Origin of the sequence: Paenibacillus sp. IHBB 10380, assembly GCF_000949425.1 — a bacterium.
Taxonomy (GTDB): Bacteria; Bacillota; Bacilli; order Paenibacillales; family Paenibacillaceae; genus Paenibacillus_AQ.
Genome location: NZ_CP010976.1, coordinates 3,811,679 through 3,827,587, shown reverse-complemented (window position 1 = coordinate 3,827,587; position 15,909 = coordinate 3,811,679). Strand labels below are relative to the sequence as shown.

12 protein-coding genes are annotated in these 15,909 nt (G+C 40.3%); 11 read left to right on the top strand and 1 reads right to left on the bottom strand.

From position 1 onward, the window contains the following. The first annotated feature begins 332 nt into the window (after positions 1 to 332). From UB51_RS17260 to UB51_RS17235, 6 genes are all read left to right on the top strand, one after another. A complete protein-coding gene (locus tag UB51_RS17260) occupies positions 333 to 1,391 on the top strand; it encodes a glycosyltransferase family 2 protein (protein ID WP_044878363.1) in 1,059 nt (352 codons plus the stop codon). A 502-nt stretch (positions 1,392 to 1,893) separates the two neighbouring features. Continuing rightward, positions 1,894 to 3,960: a BglG family transcription antiterminator gene (locus UB51_RS17255; RefSeq protein ID WP_044878362.1), complete on the top strand. Its 2,067-nt coding sequence runs from the start codon at positions 1,894 to 1,896 to the stop codon at positions 3,958 to 3,960. Then, positions 3,957 to 4,223, top strand: a complete 267-nt coding sequence (locus UB51_RS17250; RefSeq protein WP_044878361.1) for a PTS sugar transporter subunit IIB — start codon at positions 3,957 to 3,959, stop codon at positions 4,221 to 4,223. The genes UB51_RS17255 and UB51_RS17250 overlap by 4 nt, the downstream gene beginning before the upstream one ends. A 27-nt stretch (positions 4,224 to 4,250) precedes the next feature. Then, positions 4,251 to 5,522 (top strand): PTS ascorbate transporter subunit IIC, encoded by a 1,272-nt coding sequence (locus UB51_RS17245; RefSeq protein WP_044878360.1) that lies wholly within the window; start codon positions 4,251 to 4,253, stop codon positions 5,520 to 5,522. A 282-nt stretch (positions 5,523 to 5,804) separates the two neighbouring features. Next, on the top strand, positions 5,805 to 6,857 hold the full coding sequence (locus UB51_RS17240; protein ID WP_044878359.1) for an ROK family transcriptional regulator: 1,053 nt from the start codon (positions 5,805 to 5,807) through the stop codon (positions 6,855 to 6,857). Positions 6,858 to 6,863: 6 nt separating this feature from the next. After that, positions 6,864 to 8,090, top strand: coding sequence for an MFS transporter (locus tag UB51_RS17235; RefSeq protein ID WP_044878358.1), 1,227 nt, complete (start codon positions 6,864 to 6,866; stop codon positions 8,088 to 8,090). On the opposite strand, the gene UB51_RS17230 is transcribed toward UB51_RS17235, so the two are convergent. After that, on the bottom strand, positions 8,056 to 10,320 hold the full coding sequence (locus UB51_RS17230; RefSeq protein ID WP_044878357.1) for a poly(ethylene terephthalate) hydrolase family protein: 2,265 nt from the start codon (positions 10,318 to 10,320) through the stop codon (positions 8,056 to 8,058). The two genes, UB51_RS17235 and UB51_RS17230, sit on opposite strands and share 35 nt — an antisense overlap. Before the next feature lie 515 nt (positions 10,321 to 10,835). Between UB51_RS17230 and UB51_RS17225 the strand changes: the two genes are divergently transcribed. The 5 genes from UB51_RS17225 (at position 10,836) to UB51_RS17205 (ending at position 15,903) form a co-directional block, all read left to right on the top strand. Then, positions 10,836 to 11,102: a CD3324 family protein gene (locus tag UB51_RS17225; protein ID WP_044878356.1), complete on the top strand. Its 267-nt coding sequence runs from the start codon at positions 10,836 to 10,838 to the stop codon at positions 11,100 to 11,102. A 175-nt stretch (positions 11,103 to 11,277) separates the two neighbouring features. Continuing rightward, positions 11,278 to 12,297: a phosphotransferase enzyme family protein gene (locus tag UB51_RS17220; RefSeq protein ID WP_044878355.1), complete on the top strand. Its 1,020-nt coding sequence runs from the start codon at positions 11,278 to 11,280 to the stop codon at positions 12,295 to 12,297. Between the two features lie 443 nt (positions 12,298 to 12,740). Next, complete coding sequence (locus UB51_RS17215; protein WP_044878354.1) at positions 12,741 to 13,679, top strand: helix-turn-helix transcriptional regulator; 939 nt, start codon at positions 12,741 to 12,743, stop codon at positions 13,677 to 13,679. Positions 13,680 to 13,807: 128 nt separating this feature from the next. After that, the gene (locus UB51_RS17210) at positions 13,808 to 14,644 is read left to right on the top strand and encodes an STM4015 family protein (protein ID WP_199925043.1); all 837 of its coding nucleotides are present in this window, start codon (positions 13,808 to 13,810) and stop codon (positions 14,642 to 14,644) included. Then, complete coding sequence (locus tag UB51_RS17205) at positions 14,617 to 15,903, top strand: STM4014 family protein (protein WP_324607719.1); 1,287 nt, start codon at positions 14,617 to 14,619, stop codon at positions 15,901 to 15,903. Before UB51_RS17210 ends, UB51_RS17205 begins: the two co-directional genes overlap by 28 nt. Positions 15,904 to 15,909 lie beyond the last annotated feature (6 nt).

Sequence of the window (15,909 nt, the reverse complement as noted above, 5' to 3'; positions counted from 1 at the left end):
AACTTGGAGTGATTAGCGAAGAATCCTCCGGCATATAGGAGTGACGATATGAAAGAAGATGCAGTGAATCTCACCGTTATTGGCCAACATTTATCTGAATTATTTTTACCAGTTATGGGAGAAGCATGGGCAAGAGACCGGGCAATTCAAGTATAAGAACTAGTCGAATGTAAATTTTGAAATCTCACAATCTGATTTCCAGTTATTCCTTGACTTGTAAAAAGGTGAATACTAAACTAACTTTGAACCTTTATATGAATCTATCAACCGCCCACGCACGAAATTTTCGTGGACATGCCGTTACGCGGGCTACGAATAGAGAGGAGAAATTGATGAACCAGCCTTTAATTAGTATTGTGATGCCTACATATAACAGAGCGAACGTAATTTCAGCATCGATCCAGTCGATTCTCGAGCAGACCTATACGCATTGGGAGTTAATTGTCGTTGATGATCGCAGCACAGATAACACAAAGGAAGTTGTGGAGCAATTTGTGCGACAAGACGCCAGAATCAATTATGTAGTTAATGATAGATCCAAAGGGCCTGGTGGAGCGAGAAACTTCGGGATGTTAAATGCGAAGGGGGAGCTGCTATCCTTTCTTGATTCTGATGACCAATGGTACAAGTATCATCTTCAGGATAGCTTAGATGTGCTTCATCGAACCAAAGCTGATATCAGCTTTGCATTGTGGGTGGAGAAGCATGGTCCTGAGACTGTACATAATTTTGATAATAAAGTGGAGCAGCAGCTTATAAGCAAGATGAGAGAGATCAATACATTCCATCCTGACGCGATCCTATTTGATGAGGGATTATTCGAGCAATTTCTGTTGCATACTAGAAACTTCTTTCAATTAAATACGATGTTATTTAAGAGAGAATTGCTCCAGACCTTCAGACTCTTTAATGAGGAGTTGTATCTTGGCGAGGACACTACCTTTTTGATTCAGTTTTTCGATCGTTGTAAGATTGCGTTAATTACGAAACCACATTCTATATATAATCAATCGCCGGACAGCCTTTATTTCTTCTGCAACAGATGGCAGCTTGATCCCGATATGCTGCATACGAACAGGGAAGTTATGGAGAAGTTGGAGGCGCTAGCACATAAGTCTATTCAAGTAAGGACACTTATAAGAAATAGGGTGGAGCATGCGAATAACTTGAAGAGCAAGAGGAGATGCCTGCAAAATATTGATATAGGTATAGCTAGTAAATATTTCACCTTAAGCTATATTAATAGACTGGACAGAGGGAAGGCGCTAAGTTATTGCCGCTCATCCTTGAAGAGCAAAGTGACGATTTTTAATTTTCTGCTCTGGCTACGCCTCTTTTTGTCGATAAAGGGAGGAAGCGGTTTCTTAAAAAAGGCGCTTAATCTGTGGTAGCATCAATATGCGAACAACGCTAATGAATAGCTTATTTGACGGCGCGGCCCGATGCATCCGCGTCGAATTCTCAATGATTTTTCAAAGTTATGGAAGGTGACATGCTCCAATGAGAAGAATTATACATTGATTCGGTACGATATCATTGTAAGCAAATAGCTTTGCAATTGATCGAATCTGAAGAAAATATCAAATATCGTAAAAAGTATGCTACTACATGGTAAAATAAACATTAATCGCATTGATGTTGAGCTAACGGATACTATAGTAAAATTTTACTACGAGAAACGGTTACCCTCCCTTTTAGGACGGCGAAACCGTTTCTTCTTGTGTGCAAGCAATCATACTTTCACCTTAAATGGGGCACTAGTAAAAGAATACAATTCATGATTACAACATATAGAGTATATTGATGTGCAGACGGTTCAACAATATAGGGACCCAAATACAATACTGTTCTCGCAAAGTGTGCTGTATTGTATAGACAGGGGAGGACAAACGGATGTTTTTAGATGAACGGAGTGCTAACTTACTACAACTATTACAACAATCATCCGTTCTGAAGATGGATGAACTTGAAGCACTAACCGGGCTAACTCGAAGACAACTGCAATATAGCACAGAAAAAGCTAATAATTGGCTTACATCCCATGGATATCAACCTATAGGTTATGATCGAAAAGTTGGATATTATTTGTCTGATAAAATTCGAGATGAGGATTTGCAGATAAAGCTGAATAAACGTACTTATGTCTTTTCCGAGGTGGATCGAGAAAAGGTCTTTTATCTAATGCTTTTACTCAATCAGGAGTCGCTGTCTGTGTATCACTTTCAATACATCACAGGAGTTTCTCGCAATACGGTATTGAAAGATCTGCAACGACTTAAGGAAAAGGCGCAATTACAACAACTTCAAATCCAATATTCTAAACTGAATGGTTATTTGATAAAAGGTGATACTAATATAAAGCGATACGTCGTAGAACAACTCGTTCATGATGTATTGCATAGTAGTACAAATAATCTCATCATTAAATGTATTTGGGGAGATCGAGAAGAACAGATTCAATCTATACACTTGCAATTGGAACAGATTGAAAGGCAACTGGACTTTACGTTTACCGATGAACGACTACAAGAATTGACCTATCTGTTTTTATGTACAGAACAACTCATTGAAAAGGGAGAAGTTTTACACTCTATTCATAGCTGGGGTGAATTGACTTCTACTAAAGAATATAAGCTGGTCGAGCAAATGACGTTAACCGATGCATTTCAATCGGATTGGAATCAAACGGAATGCTTGTATGCAACGTTACATCTATTAAGCATGAATCGGACAAGAGATGTATCCCCTTTGCAAGACGATGATGTCATTCAAGAGCTCTTGCGAGAAATTGTGGAAGAGTTTGAGAGGTTAGCGTGCATAATCTTGCATGAGAAGGTACTCTTGTATCAACAGCTATATGTTCATTTTAGACCCGCTTATTACCGCATGAGGTATCGTATTTCTCTTAAAAACACAATGACTGAGCAGATTCAAAGGGTGTATCCCGAGTTATACCATCTCACGAAGAAATCTTTGCGGCCCATGGAACAAGTGATAAATTATTCTGTTCCAGACGATGAGGTCGCATATTTCACCATTCATTTTGGAGGATGGCTTCGAAGACAAGGAACTAGACTGGATGATCGAAAGAGAGCTATTGTTGTCTGCCCGAACGGGGTTGGTATTAGTAGTATCTTAGTCTATACCTTACGGGAGTTATTTCCAGATATTTTATTCTTAGATTCTTTATCAGTTCGGGATGCGGCCAATTATCCGTTATCCTATGATATTGTGTTCTCAACTGTGTACCTCAGAACCAAAGCAGCATTATTTGTAGTGCCACCCATTTTAGAAATGCAGGATAAGCAAAAGCTACGTCAGCAAGTTATGCAAGAGTTGTATGGATTTACAACGCAGAACTTGGATGTTTCGTCTTTGTTAAAAGTTATTTCTCAGTACGCTACAGTTCATGAGCCAGATCAACTTGAGAAGGCCCTTCAATCACATATCTATACTCATACACAAAAAATAAACAAACATTCATTGGAGGGGGCAGAAAAACCAGTGTTAGAACAATTGTTAACATCGCAGACCATTCAACTTCAAGCCCGTGTTTCTGATTGGAGAGAAGCTATTCGAGTCGCATCGCAGCCTTTATTAGAATTAGGAACGATAGAAGAAAGATATGTAGAGGCCATGATTGAATCGATTGAAACGAATGGACCATACGTCGTTCTTACACCAGGGGTAGCCATTCCTCATGCACGCCCTCAACAGGGGGTACGTTCTTTATCTATGAGCCTTTTAAGACTAGATGAAGCCGTAGCATTCTCACCAGATAAGCCTGTTCGACTTATTATTGTATTGGCTGCCGCTGATCGTGAATCGCATTTGCGTGCGTTAGTTCAGTTATCAGAGATACTAAGTGAACCCTCAAACATTGAGGATATTTTACAGAGTTCAGGTAAATCAGTGATATTAGATTATATTCATAAATATTCGAAGGAGGAAACAATATGAAGATCATGGTTGTTTGTGGAAATGGATTAGGAAGCAGTTTTATTATGGAGATCAATGTGAAGAAAGCGTTAACACAAATGGGGAAGACGGCAGAGGTAGATCATACGGATTTAGCATCAGCTAAAACGGTGCAAGCAGATATTTTCATTGGAGCTGCGGATATTGTAAATCAGCTGGATGATGGAAGTCGTATTATTGTTACTTTGGAAAATATGATGAGCATCCCGGAAATTACCTCTAAATTAGAGCCACACTTAGTATAAAGTACATTAGAAAAGGGGGATTAAGTTATGTTAGACCTCATTATGAAGGATATTCTAGGTACACCTTCCATTTTAGTTGGTCTCTTTGCTCTGATAGGATTAGTATTACAGCGTAAATCCACTACAGATATTGTATCGGGTACGTTAAAGACGATAATGGGCTTTGTGATTATCGGCGCTGGTGCAACGGTTCTGATTGGCGCTCTTGATATATTTAGTAAAGTGTTTGATCATGCCTTTCATGTTACAGGTGTTATTCCAAATAATGAAGCGATTGTAGCTGCTGCACAAAGTAAGTTTGGAACCTCAACGGCACTTATAATGGTGTTCGGGATGGTTGTTAACATCATACTTGCTCGATATACTCGGTTTAAATATATCTTTTTAACAGGTCACCATACCTTATTTATGGCTTGCTTAATTGCTGTTACATTATCTGTGGGAGGACTAAGTGGATTTCCCCTTATCCTAGTTGGTTCTATCATCTTGGGGTTATGTATGGTCATTTTCCCTGCGATGCTACAACCCTATGTACGACAAATCACAGGAAGCGATGACTTCGCCATTGGGCACTTTGGTACATTGGGATACTTTGTTTCTGCAAATGTTGGGAAATGGTTTGGTAATAAGGAAAAAACAACAGAACAGATTAAAGTTCCTAAATCTCTTGGGTTTTTACGAGATACGTCCGTAGCAGTCTCACTGACTATGGCCATATTCTTTGTTATTGTAGCTTTGTTTGCGGGCCAAGGATATATTGAATCAGAGCTCTCAGGCGGCTCCAATTATATTGTATTCTCATTAATGCAAGCGATCACATTTGCCGCAGGGGTATACATTATTCTCGCTGGCGTACGTATGTTAATTGCCGAAATTGTGCCTGCATTTAAGGGAATTGCTGAGAAAATCGCACCTAATACGAAGCCGGCGTTAGATGTTCCAACGGTCTTCCCATTTGCACCGAATGCCGTGATTATCGGATTTCTAGTTAGCTTTATAGCGGGGCTTTTATCGATGTTTATTCTTCCTTTAGTAGGGTTGAAAGTAATCGTTCCAGGTCTAGTACCCCATTTCTTTACGGGGGCAGCCGCAGGGGTATTCGGAAATAGTACGGGGGGTCGACGTGGAGCTGTACTAGGATCCTTTGCTAATGGACTTATCATTAGTTTCATCCCGGCGATATTATTAGTTTTATTGGGGAATATCGGATTTGAGGGTGTCACATTTGGTGATTCAGACTTTGGAGTAGTTGGAATATTGATCTTGAGTATTATGAGGTTTTTTGGATTAGCACAATAGAAATATCACAAGCTATGACCTAACACAACACGATAGAACAGACCATGACCTCCTTTGGGCGGAACGTGATCTGTTCTTTTTTTGTTGCATGTGATGTGGTTAATAACTATTGGGAAGTTAGGTTCTTAGTGTTCAAGGTTACATTTTCAAGGCCTTGGGCGCAGAGGCTGTCTTGGATAAAATGACAGATTTCTCTTCATTGCTTATAAAATTAGTTTCTGGTATTATCTTGATAACATATTAAACGTGTTAAATAAGTTACTGGATGAGGTGATGATACTTATGAATGATCTATTCACAAATTCTAAAGATATGAAAAAAGCCATCCTCCAAAGTATACGTACCCTTCTTTTAGAACTTGGAAGTTCAACGAAAGTTGAACTTAGTCAAAAGCTAGGAATCAGTTTCCCAACTATTAGCAAGTTTTTATCTGAAATGGAAACAATCGGTGAAGTTATTTTATCGGGTATGGATGATTCAAGCGGTGGTAGGCGGGCAAAAAGATATAGGTACAATCCCGAATGTATGTTGGGTTTAGCTATTTTTTTAGAGAAAAATGAAACGAATTATACCGTTTTTAATTGTTTGGGAGAATTAAAAGAACAGGGTAAAACAGCAAGTGCATTAATGGAGGATGCGCCAAGCGTTACAAAGCATATTGAGAAAATTATAGAGAAATATCCTAAGATCCGTTCAATCGCAATCGGCGTACCGGGCTCGGTCAAGAATGGTCGAATCATTTATATACATAACTATGAGCAGTTTCGTCATTTTGATTTGAAAGGATACTTTGAGAAGCGTTTTTCCATTCCTGTTGTCGTAGAGAACGATATGAATGCGGCGGTTCTCGGATATAGCAATAACAACAAAATTGAAAACAATCCGTCATTAATCTATTTGTATCTTGGGCAAAATGGTCCCGGTGCGGGTATTATCGTCAATGGTGATGTAATACGAGGAAACACATTTTTTTCAGGGGAGATTGGATTCGTTCCCCAGTACGATGACCGAAATTTTGGGGAAGCATTAAAGGATAGAACAGAATTAGACAAAACCAATCTTCAGAAGGAAAAGGAGATTGATTCCATTAGTCGGATGGTAGCGACATTTACCGCCATGCTTAACCCTCACTCCATTATTTTTAATTCAGATGAAGTGGACGAATCCACTATCAATCAAATTGCCAACAGGAGTGCCACTTATATTCCCGACGAGCATCTGCCAGAACTTACAATAAGTAACTGGATGCAAGATTATTTATATGGATTACAGAGCCTTGGACTTGACCTCATGGTTTCGGCAACAAGCATTCACATCAACGAGGAGAATGGGTGAACATTTATGGCTACTTTCTTTTTAATTATTATCTATTTAGCATTTATCAGTTTGGGATTGCCCGATTCATTGCTGGGTGCGGGGTGGCCGGTAATGCGCTTGGAATTTGAAGCACCGCTGGAGACCGCTGGTTTGCTTTTTATGGTCATCTCAGGCGGGACGATTATATCCAGTTTGGCAAGTGGAGCGGTACTTAAACGATTTGGAACGGGCAAAGTTACATTGGTGAGCTGCATGATGACCGCTGGTGCTTTATTAGGTTTCGCTTTTGCTCCCTCACTTGTGTGGTTAATTCTATTTGCAATCCCGCTTGGACTCGGAGGTGGTTCCGTAGATGCGGGACTCAACAATTACGTTGCTGCGAATTACAAGGCGCATCACATGAGTTGGCTGCATTGTTTCTGGGGAGTAGGTGCTACGCTTGGTCCTGTGATTATGGCGCAGTTTATTTCAGGACAAAACCATTGGAGATATGGATATCTTACGGTTTCCGGCATTCAGTTGGTATTGGTTGTTATTCTTGCCTTCACGCTTCCGTTATGGAAACGGGTGGAACAAAATAGCAATGTTGTTTCAAATGAAGACTATGAAGAAGTAGGGGATAGTGACTCCAAATCGGCAAAACCATTGCAAATTAAAGGCGTGAAGCTGGCTATGGTAACTTTTTTCTTTTTCAGTGGTGTCGAAGCAACCGTAAGTCTGTGGGGAAGCAGCTATCTGGTAAATGTAAAGGATTTGCCGGCAGCAGTTGCCGCCCAATGGGTTTCTCTTTATTTCGGGGGAATCACCGTTGGACGATTCATTACTGGCTTTATTACCCTTAAGATCAGCAATCGAATGCTCATTAGGGGAGGTCAGATTATTGCTCTCGCTGGTGCTGTACTTCTTCTCCTACCTTTGTCGTCCGCGTTCTCGCTTGCTGGTTTTATTATCATGGGATTAGGGCTAGCACCCATTTTCCCCTGTATGCTGCATGAAACACCAGTACGTTTTGGGAGGAAGCATTCTCAGAGTATCATGGGGTACCAAATGGCTATGGCCTTTACGGGGACGACCTTGGTGCCTCCACTTCTTGGATTCCTAGCTTCCCACTTAACGATTGGTATTTTTCCATTTTATGTTGTAGGATGTGCTGCGGCTATGCTTTTGTTTTCGGAGAAATTTAATTCATTAATAAGACGCGAATTCTCGCGAGGGGTTAATCACGATATAACCCCAAATCATCCAGCATGATCTTGCCAGGTCCTCCACTGAAATAAAAGGTGATTCGTTTGAGATTAGCAGGATTAAAGCTAGGATTAACTTTTTGGAATGCGTCAAAAGGCAGTCGGACAGTTTGAAATATAGGCTGCTCTGGAAGGTTGTATTTACCACTGTCGAAGTGCTTCTCAAGCCATTTACTTTTCGTGAAATAAGTCATATCCGGGGACTTAAGATTCATGAATTGTGATAAAGATACAATCACGGTTAAGTTGTTATGCGTCTGTAGAGCAACCTTAATGTCGGGTGTAGAAGGTTGCTCTCCTTGTTTTTGTTTCATGTCTGCACTTTGGTCAGCAATAGAGAAAGATAATCCATCGGCTCTAGCTAGACGATTGAGTAAGCTGCTATTATCCCACACTAGGGAATAAGACGCATCTGAGGAGCGACCTCCGGAGATTGCCTCGTTCCATTCCAGCACGACAGCATCGTTTTTGGGAAGATAAGCTTTTTCAGACCAGTTGAGACCGATTGCCGCAGCTGTTCCTCCATATAATAAGGTCGCTTTGTCTCCATCCTCTTCGTATCGGGCTAGTCGTTCGAATTTGCCATCCTCATATTTGTTGAAATAAGTAGAGTTCGGTAACCACTGCGCTCCTGAACGATAGTCTTGGAACAACGCCATATAGTCCTCTTTCTTATGAAGAACGGTTTCTAGAAAAGCGGAGACATAAACTTTAGTAATTTGTCTCTGATCTGTTCCTTCCATTAACTGTCGTTGATTGAGAAAAAGGCCCTTAGGTACACCCAGATCAAGATCTCCCCAAGTTGAATTAAATTGAGCATGGTTCGCATCTGCAATGTGAAGATAAGTTTTGAATCCAGAATCAGTAGGGTTGAAAGTGGTACGAGCGTAATGGCGTTCGCCGAAATATTCATTGAGATCTCCATCTTTTGCTCCTTGGAGCGCCATGTAGCTGATATGGTTAAGCTTTGTTTGTTTACTGTCGACGACTGAATCTGTGGGTGCTAGGGCAATGATTCCTTGAATTCCGAAAGAATGGAGATCATCTTTAAGGCCTGCATCCGTATTGAACCAGAGCGTAGAATCAGCAGCCATAGCCACGGCCTGCCCCCCTCTAGAATGTCCAATCATTGCAATATTGTCGAGATCAACCTTACCGGAGAAGGGAGTATCTGTTTGTTCTGCAAAGGTTCGGATCTGCTGAAGGTGCTTGAGCAGAACCCAAGCCCGCATTTTCATATCGTTATCTGGGATGTTGGACCACACTGAGTAATTCAAGAAATTCTCATCCACAGATACCGTAATGAAGCCCCTACTGGCAAGTAATTCACCAAGATAACCATAACCTTCGTCTGAGTAATCCTCCATTAAATGATTGCCATGAACCATGAGTATGAGTGGAAAAGGACCTGCACCCTCAGGCATCCAGACTCTCCCATTGATAGGTAACTGATTTTGATTGAATCCCCAGAATAAAGTGCGCATGAAAGACCATTTTTTAATATGAGCAGAAGCGTTAACAGATGAGGATAAGAGATTTACGTCCGTGTCGAATTCTGAACGGTGCAGATCGAATCCACTGCCATAAGTGAAATATTGAAATGGATAAGGCCCAGGTTCAGCTGGATTAGTATAGGGAATCGTAGATACGATCGGTTGTGTGGCTGGTGTTATGGGTTGTGATGGTTGTGTCGTGAGGTCTACATGATTAGGATCTTGGATAATCTGAACAGAGAATAGACTTAATAACACGCCGATTGTAATCATTATTTTGATACGTGTGGAGTTGTTTTTGCTATGTATGATTCCTATGAAAAAACCCAGCAGAACACTTAGTAATGTGGCAACAATGGAGGAAATAATCGATACAAGGATGCCACTCCCAGGAACCCAAAATACCAAATAGAAAGAAATCAAGTTAAATAATACTCCACCAGTGAACAGACGTGGAATAGGAAGCCACATGAGTGTAAGCAGGAGCGCAATAAGATGGGACGACAAGGTAAATAACACCGTACCGAGTGTGATGGTCAGCATAATATCTAGTGTTGAACCAAGCCCAGTTGGCATACTGATTGCTGATAGCGAGAAAATATAGCAACTAAATATCCATAGCCCCCCCATAGCCATTCGCCAAAAGGGAAGATCTAGAGCATAAGTAGTTTTAATCTGCTGTTGTATACGCGAGCGGATGGGTAATTTAGTTGGAATGAGAGGATATAAGATTTCAGGTTCCATGATGTCTCCCTAGTAAAGTATCAAAATTTCATTAGAATATTATTGTATCATGGTATGAAGCGTTAGGTAACAGCATTGTGTTTTTGCTTTTCGCAGAGATGCTGAATACTCTAGTACATATCATATTCGAATTCCTGAGGATATATCTCTGGGAATTGATGATGCTGATATAATGGTAGTTGTCCAACGGGTCACAGTACAATTCTAATGCTCATCATTTTAATTAATCTTTGTGATTTTATGAGTTTTTTGAACAAGCTCTATAAATATCTATATCGAAGTTATATTATGGTAGAAGTATTCTGTTCGTATGCTTGAAACGATATTCTAGAAAGGGTGGTCATTATGACTAGGTTTAAGATAAGCTCTATGCAAAGTCTACATTATAAACAACGGCAGTTGTTTGTATAGAGCTAGAAATAAGTTACTGCCTTCATTACTTACATGGTGATAATTGTTTATAGTATAGACTTTGCTACCTTAAAAAGTTCAACTATTTAAGGAGCGAAGCTATCATGAAATATGTAAACGCTGATATCATTTTTCCAGAAGAATTACTAAAGGAAATACAGAAGTATGTACATGGTGGAATGGTGTATGTCCCTAAACCTGAAGGATTACGTAAGAAATGGGGCGAAAATTCAGGTAGTAGAAAGTATTTGAACGATAGAAACAATGAGATCCGCCAAAAATTTTCTGTGGGTGTCACTATGGATCAACTTTCAGATCAATTCTGTCTTTCCTACGATAGTATTAAAAAAATTGTTTATTCAAAAAAATAGCTTACACAGACAAGTCACGTTGGATTAAATTCTGATGTGACTTGTTTGTGTAATATTTAGTTTCTAAATGTTTATTATATATTTTCAAAGTGTTGCTACTAGTATAATTACATGTACAACAAGTATTTAGTTTTTACTTTTATGTGATAATTTTATAACAGTTAAGGGGGATAATATGCGTGAATTTTTTCGATATGATACGGATGAAAATAGGCGGTCTTTGCTAGTTAGAGCGAGGAAAGTTGCTTTAGCAGCATTGCAACAGTACGATCTGGAATGGGAACGTATTCAATTTATCCAACTATCCGATACGATCACGTATAAAATTGAGACAAGTACAGCTACAAGTTATTTGCTTCGCATTCATTCGGATCGATTAAGCAAAGAAGAAATTCATTCAGAACTTGCTTTGCTCCAGACATTGAATAAATCGGATGATCTAACTGTACCAGAAGGGCTGGCAAACTCTAATGGCTCTTATGTATTGGAGATTGATACCGAAGAGGGATATAAGCGTCCTTATGTTACGATGATGCAGTGGGTAGAGGGAGAGCATGCTACTGGGGAAATGACGGATAGATGTGCATATAGTATGGGCGTAATGATGGGTAGACTTCACGAAGTAGCTGCGAGTTTCATACCACCTCCTGAATTTATTCGACCTATATGGGGAACAGAAAGTTTTAGACTTGAAATGGCTAAGTTAGGACATTATTACACATGTTTTTTATCGGATGAGGCATGGAGATTGTACCAAGCTGCTGCTGAGAAGATCATATCCGAACTCGATGTAATGCATCGGAGCGACAATAACTACGGACTCATTCATGCAGATTTACATACGGGCAACATTGTTTTCAATGATGAGCACCCTTATCCGATTGATTTTGGAAGGTGTGGTTACGGGTATTTTCTATATGATATGGCAGGCGCGTTATTAGAGCTTTATCCTAAGCATCGATGGATGTTTATCCAAGGATACGAGAGTATAAGAAAGCTAGAAACGGACTATGTTCGGTATCTGGAATGCTTCTTCGTCATGTTCATGATCGAGAATTACTGCCATCATGCCTCCGATCCAAGAGAAGCATCCAGTTTAATGGATGAACAAGAGTACGCCCAAGCTTACATAAGAGAATATTTAAATGATATTCCATTTCTCTTCGATGTGATCGAACCTGTGCAAATGGATTAATCAACTATTTGGATGAATATGCTGGTAATCGATTACGATGTGGCATCATTGTTAAGCTAAAGGAAAATCATAGCGCAATAAACAAAACCAGTCTAACACTTTATTTTTGGTGTTATGGACTGGTTTTTGTTTATTAGATTCCAACAATCTAATACTTTATTGATAGAAACATGGTTCTAATTCATAATGAGTACTTACTGAAGATTAGAATCCTATATTGATGTTAGCTTCGATACCGGAATTGTCGTGGAGAAGCGAAACGTTCGCCTAAAAGCTTTCCCTTGGAAAGCTACTTCGAATGCATATGCATTACCTCTGAATGTTTACCGCTATAGCGGTATATTCAAAAAAATTTGAGAGCAACAGCGATTCGGTTGGATAATCTGTCCGCGTAGCGGTTATTTTCATCAAGCCAGAAATAATCATAGAAATGAGAGATATAGATGAAGCTTGATCGATTGCTTTCGATCGTTATATTGCTGGTGAACCGTGGAAGAGTTCAAGCTAAAGAATTAGCAGAATTGTTTGAAGTGTCTATTCGGACTATTTATCGCGATGTAGATGCTATTAATCAAGCAGGTATTCCAGTGATCACTTATCAAGGCGCCAATGGCGGGATCGGACTAGCAGAAGGCTATCGTCTGGATCGTAATGTATTAACAAATGATGATATGGCGAATATTGTCACAGCGCTACAGAGTATTTCTACTTCTTCTTTTAGCACGAGTCATCAAATCTTATTGGACAAAATCAACGGTGTCATTCTGCGTTCTCACATGGAACAGTTCGACTTTCAGACGAGTCAGTTCATCGTCGATTTCTCTTCATGGGGTCAACATGGGCAATTGGAGAAGAATCTCAAAATTCTTAAACAAGCTATTGAGAATATACATGTCACATCTTTCACGTATTGTAATGCTAAGGGGGAGGAGCAGCGGCGATCTGTAGAACCCTATACGATAGTTATGAAGAATCAACATTGGTATTTATATGCTTACTGCCAATATCGCCAGGATTTCCGGCTATTTAAGTTATTACGAATGAAGGATGTTATAGACGAGGAAATTTCTTATGAGAGACAACCTGTTTCGTTTGATCCCCTTCCTTGGCAACAGGATTGGATTGCACAAGAGAATGGTATTCGGCTTGTTCTTCGTTTTAACGAGAAGGGTAGGCATCTGGCAGAGGAACAGTTTGGAGTAGAGGAGCTTAGAGAAGAGACTAATGGTTTCTATACGGTAACGGTTTCTTTTCCCGAGGACCCGTGGCTATATGGATTTATTCTTAGCTTCGGACAAGACGTAGAGGTGGTAGAACCCAGTCATATCCGGAATATCATCCAAGGAATAGCTAAGAGAATATCAGATCAATATGGGTCATGAGAAGAAGTGCAAATATGTAATAATTTAACATTAAATACTATATTCACAATAGGTTTTTCAAGGGATTGACGGGCTTTGTACGCCATGTTAGGCTAAATTATATAGAAAAAAATGGAGGGATATAATTGATAGAAATTCGGTTATCCGTAGGTTATGACGAGTATGAGAATGGCGAGAGAATGACAACATTGATTGAGAATTTGGCAGCGAGTCCAGATGCCGAGAAACTGTCCATATTAACCATTGGTGATTGGGGACAGGCGTACGAGAATTCTCCAGACTCTTTTCTGGATACATTAGTACAACACCGGGATAGCTTCCCTCTTTTGCGCAAAATATTTATTGGAGACATGGACTCTGAAGAATGTGAAGTCTCTTGGATTAATCAGACGAACTTATCTCCGCTTCTAGTCGCTTTTCCTAAACTTCAATCATTAACGATAAAAGGGAGTACCGATTTAAGCTTAGATCCATTAGAACATGAGAATCTACAGGAGCTCATTATCATTTGTGGTGGACTTCCACAAGAAGTGATACACCAAATTACGAATGCTAAGTTACCTGAATTGCAAAAGCTAGAGCTCTATTTAGGTGTAGATGACTATGGATTCTCTGGTTCAGTTGAAGACGTGCTCCCAATGTTGCAGAGTGGTTTATTTCCTAAGCTGAAATATTTGGGTCTTAAAGATAGTGAGATCCAAGATGAAATCGCTATTGCGATAGCGGATGTCCCTATTCTTGATCAATTAGAGACGCTTGATTTATCCTACGGAACGTTATCTGACACAGGCTCAGAGGCGCTGATTGCTAGTGAACGTATTAAGAAGCTACAGCATCTTAATCTAAGTTATCACTACATGTCTGAATCTATGGTCAAGCGTTGGCAGGATTCAGGGATGTCGGTAGATGTAAGTGACCAACAGGTTGAGGAAGATGAGTGGCGTTATCCGTTTTTGACGGAATAATGATAAGTTATGTAGTTACACAGAAGCCCGCTAATGAGCAACCGTTCATATTGATTGGGAATCCTGGTAATAAACGAACACTTGGCTTGCAGGAAGCAAGAAGTTCTCAGGGACTCAAGCAATCTGTCTTGGTACCTTATCAGGCACTTCTCCAGCGTTCTCTTCGGATTGGGGACGTTCTATATGATACGGTTCATCAATGGTGTGATAGAGATTGTTCATCTAGCGTATCACCTATAATACGCCTTGATGCGCCAGGGGAAGATCCCGAAGTCGAAAGAGAATTTATTGCTTGGGGAGCGCCCAACTTCACTGAGAATGATGCTTTTTGCCCTTTCGAATTTGTCTCAGATGGAGTATTCATTACAGCTGAGGAGGCACGACAGCTTCCTGTCCAGCAGGGAAGGATTCTGTATCCAGCACAATGGTTCCGTGGGTACTGTAGATTCCTGTATTTTATCAAAAAAGAAGCAGAGAACGCAGGTTTCCCTATTGTCTGGGTGAATGATCCTGCTGATATAGCAGTGATGTTCGATAAAAGGAGCTGTTCACAGCTTCTAACTAAACATGGTGTTAGGATGCCGGCACTTCCTGCTCCAGCAGGTTCTATTGTGGATTATGATACGTTACAAGAAGCCATAGCCTTGAGTGGTATGAATCGTCTGTTTATTAAGTTGGCCTGTGGTTCAGGAGCAGCGGGTGTAATGGCTTATCAGATTCACCCTGTAACTGGGGCAGAGCTTGCTGTCACGACGATTGGGTTCGAGGAACGTGAAGGAGAGCGAGTGTATTACAATAGTGGAATCTTAAGGCGTTATTCAGATAAGGCGGTCATTCGAAGGATCGTCAATTGGTTATGTCTAGAGGGTGCTCATGTAGAACGCTGGATTGAGAAGGAAAGTCTTAGGGGTAAATCGTTTGATGTACGTCAGTTGGTTGTGAATGGTGAAGCTTGTCATGCTGTTCTTCGGCTGAGTTCTACCCCTATTACGAATTTACACTTACGTAACGAACGGCAAATGATGACAGAGGAGATTCTTTCCTCGGGATTGAAGCAGCAGGTAGAAAGGACGGCAATATCGGCGCTATCTGCCTTCTCTAATTCTTCTGTTGCTGGAGTAGATGTGCTTGTTCGTCGTGGTAGTCATGAAACTTATGTTGTGGATATTAATCCTTTTGGTGACCTTCTATATAATGTAGATTACCTTGGGTTGAACACCTATGAATGGCAGATGCAACAGCTGCAAGGAAAGGATTAGCCTATT

Excerpts from the sequence above, each read along its gene's own strand:
- UB51_RS17250 (WP_044878361.1), top strand. The coding sequence starts at position 3,957 with ATGAAGATCATGGTTGTTTGTGGAAATGGATTAGGAAGCAGTTTTATT.
- UB51_RS17255 (WP_044878362.1), top strand. The coding sequence starts at position 1,894 with ATGTTTTTAGATGAACGGAGTGCTAACTTACTACAACTATTACAACAA.
- UB51_RS17260 (WP_044878363.1), top strand. The coding sequence starts at position 333 with ATGAACCAGCCTTTAATTAGTATTGTGATGCCTACATATAACAGAGCG.
- UB51_RS17225 (WP_044878356.1), top strand. The coding sequence starts at position 10,836 with ATGAAATATGTAAACGCTGATATCATTTTTCCAGAAGAATTACTAAAG.
- UB51_RS17220 (WP_044878355.1), top strand. The coding sequence starts at position 11,278 with ATGCGTGAATTTTTTCGATATGATACGGATGAAAATAGGCGGTCTTTG.
- UB51_RS17230 (WP_044878357.1), bottom strand. The coding sequence starts at position 10,320 with ATGGAACCTGAAATCTTATATCCTCTCATTCCAACTAAATTACCCATC.
- UB51_RS17235 (WP_044878358.1), top strand. The coding sequence starts at position 6,864 with ATGGCTACTTTCTTTTTAATTATTATCTATTTAGCATTTATCAGTTTG.
- UB51_RS17215 (WP_044878354.1), top strand. The coding sequence starts at position 12,741 with ATGAAGCTTGATCGATTGCTTTCGATCGTTATATTGCTGGTGAACCGT.
- UB51_RS17240 (WP_044878359.1), top strand. The coding sequence starts at position 5,805 with ATGAATGATCTATTCACAAATTCTAAAGATATGAAAAAAGCCATCCTC.
- UB51_RS17245 (WP_044878360.1), top strand. The coding sequence starts at position 4,251 with ATGTTAGACCTCATTATGAAGGATATTCTAGGTACACCTTCCATTTTA.